This window comes from Streptomyces sp. NPDC037126 (assembly GCF_055605965.1).
Genome location: NZ_JBVJTD010000013.1, coordinates 140,426 through 157,168, shown reverse-complemented (window position 1 = coordinate 157,168; position 16,743 = coordinate 140,426). Strand labels below are relative to the sequence as shown.

General features: G+C 74.0%; 18 protein-coding genes and 2 pseudogenes. 13 read left to right on the top strand and 7 right to left on the bottom strand.

Going from position 1 to position 16,743, the window contains the following annotated elements; all coding sequences use genetic code 11:
• Positions 1-70: 70 nt before the first annotated feature.
• Entirely contained in the window at positions 71-943 is an 873-nt protein-coding gene (locus ACZ7FF_RS26600) for an alpha/beta fold hydrolase (RefSeq protein ID WP_470814921.1), read from the top strand.
• Between the two features lie 241 nt (positions 944-1,184).
• Here ACZ7FF_RS26600 and ACZ7FF_RS26595 read toward each other — a convergent pair whose 3' ends face one another.
• Complete coding sequence (locus ACZ7FF_RS26595; RefSeq protein WP_470814920.1) at positions 1,185-1,841, bottom strand: HAD family hydrolase; 657 nt, start codon at positions 1,839-1,841, stop codon at positions 1,185-1,187.
• Positions 1,842-1,885: 44 nt separating this feature from the next.
• Positions 1,886-2,923, bottom strand: coding sequence for a PHP domain-containing protein (locus ACZ7FF_RS26590; protein ID WP_470814918.1), 1,038 nt, complete (start codon positions 2,921-2,923; stop codon positions 1,886-1,888).
• Between the two features lie 456 nt (positions 2,924-3,379).
• Here ACZ7FF_RS26590 and ACZ7FF_RS26585 point away from each other — a divergent pair, with 456 nt between their 5' ends.
• Positions 3,380-3,625 carry a hypothetical protein gene (locus ACZ7FF_RS26585; protein ID WP_470814917.1) on the top strand — a complete coding sequence of 82 codons (246 nt, stop codon included), beginning with the start codon at positions 3,380-3,382 and terminating at the stop codon, positions 3,623-3,625.
• Between the two features lie 109 nt (positions 3,626-3,734).
• A pseudogene (locus ACZ7FF_RS26580) lies at positions 3,735-3,989 on the top strand (helix-turn-helix domain-containing protein); the annotation flags it as partial.
• 13 nt (positions 3,990-4,002) lie between these two features.
• Here ACZ7FF_RS26580 and ACZ7FF_RS26575 read toward each other — a convergent pair.
• Both ACZ7FF_RS26575 and ACZ7FF_RS26570 read right to left on the bottom strand, forming a co-directional pair.
• Positions 4,003-4,305 (bottom strand): annotated as a pseudogene (locus ACZ7FF_RS26575) (ricin-type beta-trefoil lectin domain protein); the annotation flags it as partial.
• 9 nt (positions 4,306-4,314) lie between these two features.
• Positions 4,315-4,872: a VanZ family protein gene (locus ACZ7FF_RS26570; protein WP_470814915.1), complete on the bottom strand. Its 558-nt coding sequence runs from the start codon at positions 4,870-4,872 to the stop codon at positions 4,315-4,317.
• A 241-nt stretch (positions 4,873-5,113) separates the two neighbouring features.
• On the opposite strand from ACZ7FF_RS26570, the gene ACZ7FF_RS26565 reads away from it, so the two are divergent.
• From ACZ7FF_RS26565 to ACZ7FF_RS26540, 6 genes are all read left to right on the top strand, one after another.
• On the top strand, positions 5,114-5,308 hold the full coding sequence (locus ACZ7FF_RS26565) for a hypothetical protein (RefSeq protein ID WP_470814913.1): 195 nt from the start codon (positions 5,114-5,116) through the stop codon (positions 5,306-5,308).
• Positions 5,305-5,757 (top strand): monovalent cation/H+ antiporter complex subunit F, encoded by a 453-nt coding sequence (locus ACZ7FF_RS26560; protein WP_470814912.1) that lies wholly within the window; start codon positions 5,305-5,307, stop codon positions 5,755-5,757. Before ACZ7FF_RS26565 ends, ACZ7FF_RS26560 begins: the two co-directional genes overlap by 4 nt.
• A 69-nt stretch (positions 5,758-5,826) precedes the next feature.
• On the top strand, positions 5,827-6,087 hold the full coding sequence (locus ACZ7FF_RS26555) for a Na(+)/H(+) antiporter subunit B (RefSeq protein WP_470814911.1): 261 nt from the start codon (positions 5,827-5,829) through the stop codon (positions 6,085-6,087).
• Positions 6,084-6,824 carry an MnhB domain-containing protein gene (locus ACZ7FF_RS26550; RefSeq protein WP_470814909.1) on the top strand — a complete coding sequence of 247 codons (741 nt, stop codon included), beginning with the start codon at positions 6,084-6,086 and terminating at the stop codon, positions 6,822-6,824. Before ACZ7FF_RS26555 ends, ACZ7FF_RS26550 begins: the two co-directional genes overlap by 4 nt.
• A 10-nt stretch (positions 6,825-6,834) precedes the next feature.
• Positions 6,835-7,182 (top strand): sodium:proton antiporter, encoded by a 348-nt coding sequence (locus ACZ7FF_RS26545; protein ID WP_470815073.1) that lies wholly within the window; start codon positions 6,835-6,837, stop codon positions 7,180-7,182.
• The gene (locus ACZ7FF_RS26540; RefSeq protein ID WP_470814908.1) at positions 7,182-8,951 is read left to right on the top strand and encodes a complex I subunit 5 family protein; all 1,770 of its coding nucleotides are present in this window, start codon (positions 7,182-7,184) and stop codon (positions 8,949-8,951) included. The genes ACZ7FF_RS26545 and ACZ7FF_RS26540 overlap by 1 nt, the downstream gene beginning before the upstream one ends.
• A 25-nt stretch (positions 8,952-8,976) precedes the next feature.
• Here ACZ7FF_RS26540 and ACZ7FF_RS26535 read toward each other — a convergent pair whose 3' ends face one another.
• Positions 8,977-9,627: a DUF4230 domain-containing protein gene (locus ACZ7FF_RS26535; RefSeq protein WP_470814906.1), complete on the bottom strand. Its 651-nt coding sequence runs from the start codon at positions 9,625-9,627 to the stop codon at positions 8,977-8,979.
• A gap of 278 nt (positions 9,628-9,905) precedes the next feature.
• Here ACZ7FF_RS26535 and ACZ7FF_RS26530 point away from each other — a divergent pair, with 278 nt between their 5' ends.
• Positions 9,906-12,293 carry an ArnT family glycosyltransferase gene (locus ACZ7FF_RS26530; RefSeq protein WP_470814905.1) on the top strand — a complete coding sequence of 796 codons (2,388 nt, stop codon included), beginning with the start codon at positions 9,906-9,908 and terminating at the stop codon, positions 12,291-12,293.
• 42 nt (positions 12,294-12,335) lie between these two features.
• Positions 12,336-13,289, top strand: a complete 954-nt coding sequence (locus tag ACZ7FF_RS26525) for a ribose-phosphate diphosphokinase (protein ID WP_470814903.1) — start codon at positions 12,336-12,338, stop codon at positions 13,287-13,289.
• Between the two features lie 25 nt (positions 13,290-13,314).
• Here the strand turns inward: ACZ7FF_RS26525 and ACZ7FF_RS26520 are convergent, their stop codons facing one another.
• A complete protein-coding gene (locus ACZ7FF_RS26520; RefSeq protein ID WP_470814901.1) occupies positions 13,315-13,695 on the bottom strand; it encodes an anti-sigma factor antagonist in 381 nt (126 codons plus the stop codon).
• A 129-nt stretch (positions 13,696-13,824) separates the two neighbouring features.
• On the bottom strand, positions 13,825-14,775 hold the full coding sequence (locus tag ACZ7FF_RS26515; protein WP_470814899.1) for an NADP-dependent oxidoreductase: 951 nt from the start codon (positions 14,773-14,775) through the stop codon (positions 13,825-13,827).
• Positions 14,776-14,846: 71 nt separating this feature from the next.
• On the opposite strand from ACZ7FF_RS26515, the gene ACZ7FF_RS26510 reads away from it, so the two are divergent.
• Both ACZ7FF_RS26510 and ACZ7FF_RS26505 read left to right on the top strand, forming a co-directional pair.
• Positions 14,847-15,815, top strand: a complete 969-nt coding sequence (locus tag ACZ7FF_RS26510) for a GlxA family transcriptional regulator (RefSeq protein WP_470814897.1) — start codon at positions 14,847-14,849, stop codon at positions 15,813-15,815.
• 61 nt (positions 15,816-15,876) lie between these two features.
• Positions 15,877-16,725 (top strand): hypothetical protein, encoded by an 849-nt coding sequence (locus ACZ7FF_RS26505; RefSeq protein WP_470814895.1) that lies wholly within the window; start codon positions 15,877-15,879, stop codon positions 16,723-16,725.
• The last annotated feature ends 18 nt before the right edge of the window (positions 16,726-16,743 follow it).

Genomic DNA, 16,743 nt, shown 5'->3' with positions numbered 1-16,743 from the left:
AACCATCTGGATCGTCAGCACGATCACGTCCCGTCCCGCCGGACCGGGCCGGAACCCGAGGAGGCCCCCCATGCCGTACTACGAGAGCCCCGTCGACGGCGTCCGACTCCACTACGCCGACCACGGTCCCGCCGACGGCCCCGTCGCCGTCTTCGTCGCCAGCGCCTATCTGGGGCACGAACTGTGGGAGTACCAGATGCTGCCCCTCGCGGAGTCCGGCCACCGCTGCGTGGGCCTGGACCGGCGGGGGCACGGCCGCTCCGAGGACACCTGGTCCGGCTACGACCTCGACACCCTGGCCGACGACCTGCAGGGGCTGCTCGACCACCTCGACCTGCGCGAGGTCACCCTGATCGGCCACTCCGTCGGCACCGCCGAGGTGGTGCGCTGCCTGACCCGGCACGGCAGCGCCCGGGTGGCGCGCGTCGCCCTCGTCGCCGGGGTCAGCCCCGGGGTGGTCCGCTCGGCCGCCCTGCCCGAGGGCCTGGACCCGGCGCTCGTGCGCGCCGACGAGGAGTTCTTCCGGCGCGACCGGGCCGCGTACTTCACCGCCATGGCGGACGACTTCTTCGCCGCGGGCCGGCCCGGCAACGAGGTGTCCCCGGCCTATGTGCGCCACACGGTCGACCGGTGCCTGGCGGCCACGCCCCGCGCGTCGACCGGCGTACGGGCCGTCGTGGCCGGCCTCGACCTCGCCGCGGAGCTGCCCGCGCTGGACGTCCCGGTGCTCGTCGTGCACGGCACGCACGACACCTCGGCGCCCCTGGCCCACACGGGCGAGCGGTCGGCGAGGCTCGCGCCGGACGCCGTGCTGAAGGTGTACGAGAACGGTGGCCACGGCCTGTTCGCGACGCACGCGGAGCGGCTCACGGCGGACCTGCGGGAGTTCCTCGGCGCCGGGACGCCCGCGGCGGCCGCGGCGGGCCCGCGCGGCCGGGCGTGACCGGGCACGAGAAGAGCCCCGGCCGTGACGGGGGATTCACGACCGGGGCGGTCCATGGTGGGTTCGAACGGCGGTCGCCACTCGGCGACGGGCTCCACAGGGTTTCAGCCGGACGATCGTCCCTGTGGGCGGAAGGTGAGGCCCGGGGACACTGCCCCATCCGCACCCACGCCTCGTTCAACGGGCAACCACTCCGCGGTGTTCCGCCAGTATACGTGACCTGTGTCACGGTGTGTGAGGCTCAGGCCAGCGGACTTCCGGCGATTCGGGCGAGCAGATCGGCGGGGTCCGCGAAGACGGCCTCCGCCCCCGCCTCCTCCAGGTCGGCCCGCGGAATCCCGCCGCACAGGACACCCACGCAGCGCACCCCGGCCTTGGTGCCCGCCCGCATGTCCCACACCGTGTCCCCGACGAACACCGCCCGTGAGGCGGGCACCCCGGCCAGTTCCAGCGCGTGTTCCACCGGCTCCGGAGCGGGCTTGCCCTCCCGCACGTCATCGCTGCTCGCCGTGTCCGTGATGGCCTCGTCCGCGTCGATGGCCCGGCGCAGCGCGCCCAGCTCCGACCCGCTCGCCGAGGTGGCGAGGACCACCGTCCAGCCGTCGCGGTGCAGTCGCCGCAGCAGCTCCCCGGCGCCCGGCAGAGCGGGGAGCCGGGCGAAGTACTGGCCGTAGAGCGCCTTGTGCGCCGCGCTCAGCCCGGAGTCCTGGTCCCGGTCCCGGTCGTCCCCGAGGAGATGGGCGACCAAGTCCTCGGACCCGAGGCCCACCGCCCGGTGCACGGCGTGCATCGGTACGTCGTGACCGGCCTGCCGGAAGGCCTCCCACCAGGTCACCACGTGCAGGTGATTGGTGTCGACGAGGGTTCCGTCGACGTCGAAAACGGCGGCGCGGTCCATCCGGGATTCCTCTCTCGGGGGGCGTTCCCGGCCCGGGTACCACGTCAGGGCCCGGCCACGCGTGCGGGCACCCGGCCCTCGTGCGTCCAGTCCAGCAGCTCCGGCGCCGACCAGGTGGTCACCACCCGCTCCGCGGGCACGCCGCACTCCTCGGCGCGGGCGCAGCCCAGGATCTGCCAGTCCAGCTGGCCGGGCGCGTGCGCGTCGGTGTCGACGGAGAACAGGACCCCCGCGGCCACGGCCCGGCGCAGCAGCCGCCGGGGCGGGTCCAGCCGCTCGGGGCGGCTGTTGATCTCCACGGCCGTACCGGACTCGGCGCAGGCGGCGAACACCTCGTCCGCGTCGAACTCCGACTCCGGCCGGCCGCGGCCCGTGACCAGCCGTCCGGTGCAGTGCCCGAGGACGTCGGCGTGCGGATCGCGGACGGCGGCCACCATCCGCCGGGTCATCGAGCGGGCGTCCATCCGCAGCTTGGAGTGCACCGACACCACGACCACGTCCAGCCGTTCCAGCAGCTCCGGTTCCTGGTCGAGCGAGCCGTCCTCCAGGATGTCGCACTCGATCCCGGTGAGCAGCCGGAACGGCGCCCACCGCGCGTTCAGTTCCTCCACCACGGCCAGTTGCTCGCGCAGCCGTGCGGGCGACAGGCCCCGGGCGACCGTCAGCCGAGGGGAGTGGTCGGTGAGGGCGGTCCACTCGTGGCCGAGCCCGGCCGCCGCCCGGCCCATCTCCTCGATCGGACTGCCCCCGTCGGACCAGTCCGAGTGGGTGTGGCAGTCCCCGCGCAGCAGCGCCCGCAGCCCGGCCCCGGCGCCCTCGGGCGCGGCCCCGCTCTCCTCCTCCAGCCTGCGCAGGTAGCCCGGCACCTCACCGGCCAGCGCCTCCCGCACCACCTGCGCGGTCTTCGGCCCGACCCCCTTGAGCGACTCCAGCGTCCCGGCCTGCGCGCGATCGGCGACCTCGTCCCCGGGCAGGCCGGCCAGCACGCGCGAGGCCGTGCGGAACGCCTTCACCCGGTAGGTGGGCGCCAGCGCCCGCTCCAGCAGGAAGGCGATCCGGTCCAGGGCGGCGACGGGTTCCATGCAGACCAGGGTGGCACCGGGCACCATGACCAGGCGCGGCGAGCGCGCGACCGGCGGGACCCGGGGGTACCGCGATGCCCCCGCTCAGGAGGAGGGCCGCTACACCCAAACCGGAGACCCGGCGAACCGCCGTGGTCACCGATGGGGACAGCCGCACCGGCGCCTTCGCCCTGTCCCGCGACGGCCTGGCGAGCGGTAGGCGCCGTCCCCAGCCGCGCGGCCGTGGGCGGTGCGTGGCCGCTCACCGGGGGTACCGGCCCCCGGATCCGGCCGGGCCCGGCATCACCCCTGGTGAGCCCACGCACCGGCGCCTGCGACGGCCCGGGCCACCGGCGCATCCGCTGCGGCCGGCGCCGGCGGACCGGCCGCCCGGAGTGGCGCGGCCGGCGGTCCCGGACTCCTGGACGGTGGACCCTGATGACCCACCGGCCAGGGTTACGTCCTACGCTGAATTGCATGACCGAACAATCAGCTCCCTATATCTCCCATCCGCGGATCCTGGTGCTCGGTGTGTGCCCGGGAGGGCCGGGCGAGCCTCCCTTCCGGATCGTGGAGATCGACGGCGAGGTGATCGGCCGGGCAAAGACCGTCACCGACGTCCTGGAGGTGGCCGCCTCCCACGGCATCACCGTCCACGACCTCGACGACCCCGAGGTGGTCCGATGGGTCGGCGGCGGCAAGTACACCTGGACCCTGCGCTGAGCCCTAGGTGTTCGGGTGAGTCAGGTCTCGGCTGAGGGACCTTGAACGGGTGAGGGCCTTCCGGGTCGGTGTGGATTGCGACATCTCCACCGAGCAACGAAAGGCCCTCGTGCCCCACCGTAATGCACCCCTGACCGAGACCGGACGGCTGCGCCTGGCCCGCTGTGTGGTCGAGGACGGCTGGCCGCTGCGCCGGGCCGTGGAACGCTTCCAGGTCTCGCCGACCACCGCCCAGCGGTGGGCCGACCGCTACCGCAGGCTCGGCGAGGCAGGCATGAGCGACCGTGACCGTTCCCGTCTGCCGCGCGACGCCATGCACGCACGCTCGCCGTGCCGGCCCCAGACCCGAGTACGTCCGGTACGAGGGCCTGGGGCCGGCGCGTCGCGTCGGCCGGGTTGTTCCCGGTCACGTCCAGGCACTTGTCCGCCTGCGGATTGACGATGTCGTGCGCCGCGGTGACGGTCCACTTCTGGTTGGGGCCGCCGGTGCAGTCCCACAGCTGGACGGTCGAGCCGTCCGCCGTGCCGTTGCCGGTCACGGTCAGGCACTTGCCGAGCGCCCGGAGCGTGCCGTCCGGGCCGACCGTCCAGGACTGAGCGGCGGTGCCGTTGCAGCCGTAGAGCTGGACCGGGGTGCCGTTCGCCGGGTTGGCGCCGGCCACGTCCACGCACTTGCCGGCCGCGGTCCCTCACCCGGCCGACGGTTGGGTGACCCGCCGGTGCACCCCCCGCCCGAGCCGCCGCCCCAGCAGCAGCCAACCGAGCAGCGCCCCGCTGGTGTTGAGGATGACGTCGTCGATGTCGAAGGCCCGGCCGGTGACCAGCGCACCCTGCACCAGCTCCACCATCAGCATCACCAGCGCCGTGAGCGCCAGCACCCGCAGGGCACTGCGGGACCGCGGCGCGAGCACCGGCACCAGCACCCCGAAGGGGACGCCGAGGAGCACGTTCCCGCCGAGCTGCTTGACCGCGTCCCGCCACTGCGCGTGTTCCACGTAGGCCCTGATGCTGCGGCCGGGGTGCAGATTGCTGTGCGTCAGCGCGACCGAGGCCGGGGACGGCTCCAGCGTGAGCCGGGCCAGGACGACGGCGAACGCCACCATGAACGCGAACGCGACCAGCATGGCGAGCAGTCGCAGGGGCAGGGGAAGCGCATGCCGCTCGGCGGCCCGGCCGGCCTCCTTCGGCTGTTCCCGCCTTCTGGGTGCGCGCAGCACCGCGGGCAGTCGTGGGGCGGTCCGGCCCATGCTTCCTCCCGTGTCCAACGTCTCGGATTCGTTAGGCGGTTACCCGCCGAAACGGCGAGGATGCGGCCTCCGGGGCGGCGCCGGGAGCGCGCCGCCGGTTTCCGTTCACGCTCCCGGGGCACTCCGTCGGCGGACTCGCGCGCCGCCGCCCCCCGACGGGGTCGGCGGTGTTTGGATGCCCCGAGCGAAGAAGCTGACATACCGCCGTGTATATGGGCGGATCGGACCGAGGAGGTGGCGGATGACCCGGCGCACGGCACCGCGTACGGTCCTCCTCGCCCTCGGCGAACTGCTGGTCTGGTGGGCCGCGCTGATGGCGTTGTGGCTGGTCCTGATCACCCCGGTGTACACGTTGGAATGGGTCGTCGGCGGCAGCGCCGCCGCCGCGGGGGCGCTGCTGGCCCGGGCCGGCCGGCGGGCGGTGACCTGGCGGTGAACGGCTGGATCCTCGCGGCGACCGTGGTGCTGGGCGGGGGAGGGGCGGCCGCCCTCTGGGGCGTGACCACCGGCCCGATGGCGCGCCGCGTGGTGGCGCAGAACCTGACCACCTCGGTGCTGTGCCCGGCGCTGCTGCTGCTCTCGCAGGGCTACGGCCGGCCGGCCTATCTCGACCTCGCCCTGCTGCTCGCCCTGCTCGGCCCGGTCGGCACCCTGGTCTTCGCCCGGCTGCTCTCCGACGACCTGGAGGGACAGCGGGCGAGCGCCTGGGGGCTCACCTACGCGGCGGCCGGCCTGGGCGCGGCCGTCGTGCTCACGCTGTGCGTGGTCACCGGGGCGGGCCGGGCGACGGTGAAGCTCCTGGTGATCGGCGCACTGCTGATCGGCGGCAACCTGGTCGCCTCGCGGTCGCTGACGGGCGGCTTCCGGGGGGTGCGCGGTGGCTGACCTGCCGTGGGGCGCCGGGTGCCACCGCAGCGGAGGCGCGGCGCCGGGCGCCGCCGGAGGTGGTGACGCATGGCCGACGCGGTGATCGTCGTCGCCCTGCTGCTGGTGGCCGCCTGCGCCACCGCGGCCGTGGTCCAGCGCGACCCGTCCCGCCAGGCGCTGGTGCTGTCCGTGTTCGGGGTCCTCCTCGCCGTGCTGTTCACCGTGCTCCAGGCCCCGGACGTCGGCCTGTCCCAGCTGGCCGTGGGCTCGGCGCTTACCCCGCTGCTGATCATGCTGTCGGTCCGCAAGATCAGACGGCGCGGCCGGTCCAAGGACGGTGCGCGGTGAGCCGGCGGCTGCGGCTGTGGGTGCTCGCCCTCGGCGGTGCGGGTCTGGCCGCCCTGCTGGTCGCCGCCTGCTTCGACCTGCCCGGCTTCGGCGGCCGCCGGCACCCGTACGGCATCCGGGCCGTGCGGGCCTCCATCGCCCGGCACACCGCCAACACCATCGCCTCCGTCAACTTCGACCAGCGCGCCTACGACACCCTCGGCGAGATGAGCATCCTGTTCGCCGCCGTCCTCGGCTGCGTGGTGCTGCTGCGCCAGGCCCGCGACGAGCACCGGGCGCAGCCCGAACCCGCCGAGGTGGCCCGCCCGGTCCGCCGCTACGCGCTGCTCGTGCTGCCCGTCGCCCTCGTCTGCGGCCTGTACGTCGTCGCCCACGGCCAGCTCAGCCCCGGCGGCGGCTTCCAGGGCGGCGTGGTCGCCGCGACCGCCCTGCACCTGCTGTACCTCGGCGCCGACTACCGCGCGCTGGAACGCGTCCGCCCGACCGGCGTCTACGAGGTCTCCGACGCGGTCGCCGTCTCCTGCTACCTGGTGCTGGGCCTGGCCGGCGTCCTGGCGGGCACCGCCCTCCTCGCCAACACGCTGCTGCCCCTGGGCACCTTCAACACGCTGTCCTCCGGCGGCATCGTCCCGCTGCTCAACGCCTTCATCGGCATGGAGGTGGCGAGCGCGGTCGTGGTGCTGCTCGCCAACTTCCTCGACCAGGCCGTCGAGATCGAGGAGGAGTCCGGGAGGTGAGAACTCCGTGATGCACGTCTTTCCGTACCTGGTCGCCGCCTACGTCTTCCTGGCCGGCTGCTACGGCCTCGCCACCAGCCGCAACCTGATCCATGCCGTCGGCTGTCTCGCGGTGTGCCAGTCCTCCACCTACGTCCTGCTGCTGGCGGTCGGCTACCGCACCGGCGGGACCGCGCCCGTCTTCTCGGATATCGAGCCGGGCTCGCGGCCGGTGGTGGACCCCGTGGTGCAGGCCCTCACCCTGACCGACATCGTCGTCGGCGCCACCGTCACCGCGCTGCTGCTCGCCCTGGTCCTGCAGATCGCCAAGCGGCACGGCACGGTCGACCCCGACGAGCTGCGGGAGCTGCGCGGCTGATGCACCATCTGCTCCCGCTCCTCGTCGTGGTGCCGCTGCTCGGGGCCGCCGTGCTGGTGGCCGCGGGCCGCCGGCTGCCCCGGGTGGCCGCCGAGCTGACCGGTCTCGCCGCCTCCGCCGCGACCGCCGCGCTGGCCCTCGTACTGCTGCTCCACTCGTCCCCGCCGATGGTCGAATGGGTGGGCGGCTGGGTCCCGGTGCGCGGCGAGAGCGTCGGCATCGTGGTGATCGGGGACGGGCCGTCGCTCGGCATGGCCGCGCTCGTCTCGCTGGTGAGCCTCGCGGCACTCGCCTACTCGTGGCGCTACTTCGACGAACCCCCGCTCGGGCACACCGGCTCCTTTCCCGCGCTGATGCTCGTCTTCCAGGGCGCCATGTGCGGCTTCGCCATCGCGGGCGACCTCTTCAACGCGTTCGTGTTCTTCGAGCTGATGAGCGTGGTGGCCTACGCGCTGACCGGTTACCGCATCGACGAGGCGAAGGCGGTGCAGGGCGCGCTGACCTTCGGTGTCGTCAACTCCCTGGGCGCCTACGCTCTGCTGACGGGCCTCGGACTGCTGTACGCCCGCACCGGCGAGCTGGCCTACACGAAGATCGGCCGGGGACTCGACAGCGCGGCGGCCGGACACGGCGGACCGGACGCGCTGGTCCTCGCCTCCTTCGTGCTGGTGCTGACGGGCCTGCTGGTGAAGGCGGCCACCGTGCCCTTCCACTTCTGGCTCCCCGACGCCCACGCCGTCGCCCCCACCCCGGTGTGCATGCTGCTGTCCGGCGTGATGGTCGAACTGGGCGTGTACGGCGTCTGGCGCGTGTACGGCACCGTCTTCTCCGGGCCCGGCGGCATCCCGCCCGCCGACCTGACCCGGGCCCTGGTCACGCTCGGGGTCCTCACGGCCCTCGTCGGCTCCGTGATGTGCTGGTACCAGCGGCACATCAAGCGGCTGCTCGCCTACTCGACGATCGCCCACGCCGGACTGTTCCTCATCGCCATCGGCGTCCTCACCCCCGAGGGCGACGACGGAGCCGCCATCTACATCCTCGCGCACGCCGGGGTGAAGGCCGCGCTGTTCGCCTGCGCGGGCCTGCTCCTCGACCGCTTCGGCAGCCTCGACGAGCACGAGCTGCACGGCCGCGCGCGGGAGCTGCGCGGCACCGCGGTGATGTTCGCCGTCGGCGGCCTCGCCCTCGCGGGCCTGCCGCCGTTCGGCACGGGACTGGGCAAGGCGGTCAGCGAGGAGGCGGTCGGCGGCGCGCTCACCGTGGTGTACGTGGCCGCCTCCGCGCTCACCGGCGGTGCCGTCCTGACGGTGACCGCCCGCGTGTTCCTCGGGCTCGGGCCGCGCCCGGCGGACACCGAGGACCAGACCGGCGGCTCCGACGAGGAGCCCGAGACGTCCGGGCTGGCCGGCCGGCTCCCGGACACCATGCGTACGGTGCCCGCCGTGCTGCTCCTCGGCGCCCTCGCCGTCGGCGCGGTCCCGGGCTTCGGCGACATCGTGGCGCGTTCGGTCAACGAGGCCGGGTCCGGCGGCGCCGGGGCGTCCGCGCGGTGGACACCGGAGGGCGTCCTGCTCGACCTGGCCGCCAGCGCGCTGGCCGTGGGCCTCGCCGCCCTCGCCGTGGCCCGCCCGCGCTGGGTGGCGGCCCCCGGCTGGTCCGCGCCCCTCAGGCGCCTGCAGTCCGGCCACGTCGGCGACTACGTGGCCTGGCTGCTGGTGGGCGCCACGGTGCTGGGGGCGCTGGCCCTGCCGGCGGTGCTGGGCGGCTGAGCGCCGGGCGCCGGGTCACGGCCGCTCACGAACCGTAGGTGATGCGCACCTCCTTGAACCCGAGCGAGCGCAGCAGGCCCTGGAGCATGCCGGTGGTGTTGGTCTCGGCACGCGCGGTCAGCCCGCTGCTCCGCGCCGCGTCGCCGATGTGCTTCACGGCCAGCTTCTGGACCGCCTGCTCGCTGTTGGGATTGTCCGAGAACAGGTCGCCGAGCCGGTCCAGCAGCCCGCGCTGCTTGGAGACGGCGTAGGAGTGGTCGGGGTCGAGGGCCGGGCTGCCGAGCCGTGCGTGCGGCAGCCGGAGCGTGGCGGACGTGCGGTCGCCGTTGACCGACACGTCCTTCTGGCCGACCTGTCCGAGGTCGACGTAGGCGTCCACGGTGCCCGCCCCCACGTACAGGGTGCGGGTGCCGCGGATCGCGTCGGGCAGGTACTTGGAGTCCTTCTCCAGGTCCACCACGACCTGGAAGTTGCCCGAGGCGGCGTCGTAACGGCTCATGTCCTGGATGGACTTCAGCAGTGCGGGGCCGGAACGGTCGTGCGTCTCGGTGCCGAACAGGTCCTTGATGCCCGGCAGCACGGCCAGCCGGATCCCGGCGAACAGCACGGCGAGCACCAGCACGAGCGCGGCCACGGCCTTGGCCCAGCCGGGCATGCGCCTGACAGAAGTCGTCATCGTGACGGTCCTCCTTCCTGCAGTGCGGATGCCCCGTCACCCGCCCCGCCAGACCGCCGTGTTGAGGCGACACGGCCGGCGGCGGACGCGCCGGAAGGCTGTGCCATTGCTGTCGGATTCCTGTGTGCGGCGGAATTCTGGGGCGGGTAATGAACGTGCTTCACCGGTGCAAATTCGATGTCGGGCGGTTAAAGAATTGCCCTCGGGGTGGTGAGAGTTTCCTTGAATACGGGCCGCTTCGGCGTTGCGGACGTGCGCGGTGACGAAGACTGCTGCGCATGGCTACGAACGTCCTCGATGCGACCGCCCCCACCGGTGCCGACCGCAGGCCACCGTGGAGATCACCGGTGGGTGAGCCCGCGTACGCCCGTCCCGCGCTGCTGGTCGTCACGGTGCTGGCCGCGGTGCTCTACGCCTGGGGCATCAACCACAGCCAGTACCACACGTTCTACGCGGACGCCGCCCGCAGCATGACGGAGAGCTGGAAGGCATTCTTCTACGGCTCTTTCGATCCCGGGAATTCCATCACCCTCGACAAATTGCCGGGATTCCTTTGGCCGCAGGCGCTGTCCGCCCGGCTCCTCGGATTCCATCCGTGGGCGCTGATCCTTCCCCAGGTTCTGGAGGGGGTGGCGAGCCTGCTGGTGCTGCACCGGCTGGTGCGCCGCTGGGCCGGCACGCACGCGGCGCTGATCGCCAGTGCCGCCTTCCTGGTGACGCCCGTGGCGGTCGGGCTGTTCCGCACCGGGGTCGAGGACCCCATGTTCACCCTGTGCGTGCTGCTCGCGGCCGAGGCCACCCAGCGCGCCGCCCGTGACGGCCGGCCGGCCCCGCTGGTGCTCGCCGGGGTCTGGGTCGGCGTCGGCTTCCAGGCCAAGATGCTGGAGGCGTGGGCCGTGCTGCCCGCGCTCGCCCTGGTGTACCTGGTCTCGGCGCCGCTCACGCTGCGGCGGCGCCTCGTGCACCTCGGGGTCTCCGCGCTGGTGACGACCGCCGTGTCGGCGTCGTGGATGCTGGCCGTCACGCTCGTACCGGCGAAGGACCGGCCCTACGTCGACGGGACCACCAACAACTCCGCCTTCAGCATGGTCGTCGGCTACAACTTCCTGAACCGCTTCGCCTCCCTCGGCATCAGCGCGGCCTCCACGGGCAGTGTCAGCGCGACCCAGGGCGGCGGACACGGTCACGGCGGCGGCGCCGGGCAGACGTTCGGCGGTGCGGGCGGCGGTATGGGCGCGGGCCAGGCGTTCGGCGGTGCGCGGGGCGGCACGGGTGCCGGGCAGGCGTTCGGCCGGTCGGGTGGCGGCACGGGCGCCGGATCCGGCCGGGTCCGCTACCGGGGCACCGGCGCGGCCGGCGCGGGCGGCGCCCACGGCACGCGCCCCGTCGGGAGCACCCGTGGCCCGGCGGCCGGGGCGGGCGGCGCCCGCCAGTCCGCCGGTGGTCGCGGCGGCGGCCAGGACGGCTGGTCGAAGATGTTCGGCGCCGCGCTCGCCGACCAGACCGGCTGGTTCTACCCGTTCGCCGCGGTGGCCGCCGTCTGCGGTCTGCTGTGGCGCCGGGGACGGCCGCGCACCGACCGGCTGCGGGCCGGGTTCCTCCTGTGGGGCACCTGGCTCGCCACCTACTTCCTGGTCTTCAGCGCCGGCAGCGTCGGCGGCCACACCTACTACATGGGTGTGATCGCGGTACCGCTCGCCGCGCTCACGGGCGCCGGAACGGTGCTGATGTGGCGCGCCCACCGGGCCGGAGGCCGCCGCGCCTGGGTGCTGCCGGGCGCGGTGGCGGCCACGGCGGGGTGGAGCGCGTACCTCGCGGGACAGGTCCCGTCCTTCCTGCCGTGGCTGGCACCCGTGGTCGCCGTGCTCGGCCTCGCCGCCGTCGTCCTGCTGGTGCCGGCCCGGCCCGGTCGCTCGCGCGCCGGCGGCCGGCTCGCCCTGGCCGGGCTCGCCGCCTCCCTGGCGGCGCTGCTCGTCGCGCCGGGCGCGTGGGCGGTGCAGGTCTTCAACCCCGTCTACCGCAGCACCGGCATGGGCGCGGTGGGCCCGTCCGGCGCCGGTCGCGGCCATGGGGCGGCGCGTTCGGGGGCCGGGTGGTACGGCCAGGAGGCGTGGGCCGGCGGCGGGACGCCCGGCGCCCCGGCGACGACCCGCGGGCGCACCGGGAGCGCCGGGCGCGCCGGCCTGTCCGGGCCCGGCGGGACGGGCGGCTTCGGCGGTGTCGAGGCGGACGGCGGACTGACCGCGGACCAGCGCCAGCTGCTCGACTACACCCGCGCCCACCAGGGCTCCGCCGCCTATGTGTTCGCCACCGGAAGCTGGAGCACGGCGTCCCCGTACATCCTGAGCACGGGTGTGCACGTCCTGCCGCTCGGCGGGTTCAGCGGCAGGGCCCCGTTCCCGACCGAGGCCGGGTTCCGGCAGCTGGTGCGGTCCGGCGAGGTCCGGTACGTGCTGCTCGGCGGCCGCGGCATGGGCTTCCCGGGCGGCGGGTCCGGGCCGACGGCCGCCACGGAGATCACCGGCTGGGTCCGGTCCTCCTGCACCAGGGTGCCGGCCTCGGCCTACGGCGGCACGGATCCCTCCGCCGCGGCCGCGTCCACGCGGGGGCGCGCCGGGAGCACGGCGGCCGGTGAGACGCTCTACCGCTGCGGCCCAGGCCAGTAGCATGGGCCCGGCAGCCCGGAGTGATCACGCGAGGAGCGGATCGTGCGAGACATCGCCGTCTTCAGCGGCAGTGCCCACCCCGACCTGGCCCAGGAGGTCTGCGCGCACCTCGGTGTGCCGCTCAGCCCGACACGGGTCAGCCGGTTCGCCAACGACTGTCTGGAGGTGCAACTTCAGGCCAACTGCCGGGAACGGGACGTCTTCCTGATCCAGCCGCTGGTCACACCGGTGCAGGAGCACCTGGTGGAGTTGCTGCTGATGTGCGACGCGGCCCGGGGCGCCTCCGCGGGCCGGATCACCGTCGTCATGCCGCACTACTCCTACGCCCGCTCCGACAAGAAGGACGCGCCCCGGATCTCCATCGGCGGGCGGCTGGTCGCCGACCTGATGGTGGCGGCGGGCGCGAGCCGGGTCCTCGCCATGACCCTGCACTCGCCGCAGGTGCACGGCTTCTTCTCGGTGCCGGTGGACCACCTGCACGCGCTGCGTGAACTGGCCGCGCACTTCAGGCAGTACGACCTGAGCCGCACCACGGTCGTTTCCCCGGACCTCGGCAACGCCAAGGAGGCCGCCGCCTTCGCGCGGCGGATCGGCGCGCAGGTGGCGGCCGGTGCCAAACAGCGGTACGCGGACGACCGGGTGAGCATCAGCTCGGTCATCGGCGACGTCGCCGACCGGGACGTGATCGTGCTGGACGACGAGATCGCCAAGGGGAGCACCGTACTGGAACTCCTGGACCGGCTGCGGGAGTCGGGGCCGCGGTCGGTCCGGGTGGCGTGCACGCACGGGCTGTTCGCGGCGGGTGCCCTCAAGCGGCTGAGCGAGCAGCCGGACGTGCTGGAGATCGTCTGCACCAACACCGTGCCCGTACCCGAGGCCGAGCACACCGGCAAGCTGCGTGTCCTGTCGATCGCCCCGGCCCTCGCCGAGGCGGTCCGGCGCATCCACGACGGAGAGTCCGTCAGCGCCCTGTTCGAGGAGTCGTGGAGCGCTTAGCCGACGCCGAGGGGCCGGCCCTCCCTCACCAGGAGCCGGACGCGGCCTCGGCCTCCTCGACGGCCGCGTCCGTGGTGGGGTGCGGCGGCAGCAGCCGGGCCAGGCCGGTCACCCGGAAGACGCGCAGGGTCAGCGGATGGGTGCACACGAGGTGCAGCCGCCCGCCGTGCTCCAGCACCCGGGCCCGCGCCCGGTAGAGCAGGCGCAGGCCCGAGCAGTCGAAGAACTCGACGCGCCGCAGGTCGATCACGACCCGTGCGCCGGGGCGGTTCGTGACCTGGTCGAGGGCCGGGGCGATCTCCGCCGCCGCGGCGATGTCGATCTCGCCCCGGAACTCCAGGACCGTGTGGGCACGGTAGGCGTACACGCGCAGATGCCGGGTGAAGGGTACGGGCTCGTGTCGCACCTCGACATCACCTCCCACCCGCGCCCGGACGTCGGATCCCCGATCGTCAAGTTACCCTCGATGGAAGGAATTTGAGCATGTTCGATTGACATATGTCTTCGAGTTTCACGCGTGTGGCACCGCGATGGGTCAGTCGACGAGCAGCACCAGCTTCCCCGTCGTACGACCGGTGTCGCCCTGCTCGTGCGCCTTGGCGGCGTCGGCCAGCGGGAACGTCCCGGCGATCGTGGCCCGCAGCCTGCCCGACGCGGCCAGCTCCGCGACCGCCTCCATCCCGGCCCGGTCGGCGTCGACCAGCATCTGCACACCCCGTACGCCCAGCCGCTCGGCCTCCGCGAAGTACTCCGGGTTGCCGTCCGGCAGGATCGACACCACGATCCCGCCCGGCCGCACCACGCGCAGGGACTTCACGGCCGTCTCCCCGCCGATCGTGTCCAGGACGACGTCGACGTCCCGCACCGCCTCGGTGAAGTCGGTGGACCGGTAGTCGATCGCCTCGTCCACGCCGATCTCCCGGAGGAAGTCGTGCTTGCCCGCGCTCGCGGTGCCGATCACGTACGCGCCGCGTGCCTTGGCGATCTGCACGGCCACGTGCCCGACCCCGCCCGCCGCCGCGTGGATCAGCACCCGCTGCCCCGGCTGGATGCCGGTGTGCTCGGTCAGCGCCTGCCAGGCGGTCAGGGACACCAGCGGCAGCGCGCCCGCCTGGGTGTGGTCGATCGAGGCCGGCTTGCGCGTCAGGGCGCGGACCGGCGCGATCACGTACTCGGCGTGCGAGCCGTGGCCGTAGGGGTAGGGCAGCATGCCGAAGACCTCGTCGCCGGGCTCGAAGGCGACCACGCCGGTTCCCGTCGCGGCGACCTCGCCGGACACGTCCCAGCCCAGGACGAACGGCGGCTCGCCCAGGAACAGGCCGAAGGCCCGGTGCTTCCAGTCGGTGGGGTTGAGGCCGGCGGCCCGCACCCTGACCAGCACCTGGTTCGGGCCCGGCTTCGGCCGCTCCACCGTTACTTCCTTGAGGACCTCGGGACCGCCGAGGACGTCCTGGCTGATGGCTCGCATCGTGTTCACATCGCTCATGGTCACCCAGCCTGCCGGGCGTCGCGCGGCGAGGAAATGGCAAGATGGCCAATATCCGATAAGATCCTGCCATGCATGACATGGAGCTGCGCGTCCGGCGCCCCGAGCGGGTGGTCGTCCTCGCCCTCGACGGCGTCTACCCCTTCGAGCTGGGCATCCCCAGCCGCCTCTTCGGCGCGGCCGACGGCCACTACGAGGTGCTGACCTGCTCGGTCGACGGCGGCCCCGTGCGCACCAACTCCGACTTCACGATCGGTGTGGCCCACGGCCCCGAGATCCTGGAGACGGCCGACACGGTGGTGGTCACCTCCGTACCGCCCACCCACATCCCCACCGAGCTGCCCGACGAGGTGGCCGCCGCGCTGGCCCGCATCCGCCCCGACGCGCGGATCGTCTCCATCTGCACCGCCGCCTTCGTGCTCGCCGCGGCCGGCCTGCTCGACGGCCGCCGCGCGACCACGCACTGGCACGTGGCCGACCTGTTCCGACGCCGCTACCCGCAGGTCGACCTCGACCCCGACGTCCTCTTCGTCGACGACGGCCGCCTCCTCACCTCGGCCGGCGCCGCCTCCGGTGTCGACGTCTGCCTGCACATCATCCGCACCGACCACGGCAGCGAGCTGGCCAACGCCGTCGCCCGCCGGTGCGTGGTCCCCCCGTTCCGCGACGGCGGCCAGGCCCAGTACATCGAGCAGCCGGTGCCCGTCAGCGGCGCCGCGAGCACGGCCGCCACCCGCAGCTGGGCGCTGGAGCGCCTGGACCAGCCGCTCACCCTGACCGACCTCGCCGGACACGCCCGGATGAGCCCGCGCACCTTCGCCCGCCGCTTCGGCGAGGAGGTCGGCCTCAGCCCCGGCCGCTGGCTCATCCAGCAGCGCGTGGCCCGCGCCCGGCATCTGCTGGAGTCCAGCGACCTTCCCGTGGACCGGATCGCCGGCGAGGTCGGCTTCGCCACCGGCGCCTCGCTGCGCCAGCACCTGCACGCGGCCATCGGGGTGTCCCCGGGTGCCTACCGGCGGACGTTCCAGGAGGCCCGCTGAACGTCGCGGGCCGCCCCGGCGTCACAGGAGCCGACAGCAGCCGAGCGGTGGAGGGGCGGGCATGCGCGGAGGGCCCTTGGCGGTGACGGTACTGGCGGCCGTGACGGCGGTGGGATGCGGCCCCGGGTCCGGTCCGGACCTGGTGGTGCGCGGAACGCCCCCGGCCTCCCCGTACCGGGGCCCGCTGCACGTCCCCACCCGGAGCACCGACGGCAGCGGGCCCCGGGCCCTGCTTCTCGCCTCCGGGGCCGCAGGCCGGGCCCTGGAGTGCGACGGGGAGATCCTCGACGGCGAGGGACCCGACGGGTGGAGCGCCGCCGACGGCGGCGCCACGCCGGAGGAGGGGCTGGCCCTCTACTTCGACATGTTCCAGCCCGAGCAGCCCGAGCACGGCTACCGCGTGGAACGCCGGACCGCCGACCGGGTGCTGTACTCCTTCGACGTCGGCGGCCGCACCAAGGTGGCCGTCGTCGTGGCCGAGGACCAGAAGGGGCGCCCCTGCTGGGGCCCGGAGACGAGCGCCTCCTGCGACCCCGCCGAACTCCCCGCGAGCTACACCGCCGCCAGGGGCTGGGAGATCTGGACCGACCGCACGGGCCACCGGGTCCCGGTGAGCCGGCTCAGCAGCTCCCCCGGGGCGGAGCACTGCGACGGGGAGTCGGCCCACTTCCTCACCCTCGACGGCCGGAGCTACGTCCGCGACCCCCAGGGCGACCTCGGCCGGGACGGCCTGCTCACCGCCCCGTACCGAGGCCATGTCCGGACGCTGCCCGCCGCCGCGCACGACACCGGGTACCGCTACCACGACTGGCGGCTGTGGCTCACCCCCGACCGGTCCACGGCGTACGTCCGCACGCCCGGCGGAACCGAGGCGTGGCCCCGGCTCGCACCGGGCGGCGCCTGCCGCTGACCGGGCGGGGGAGCAGGG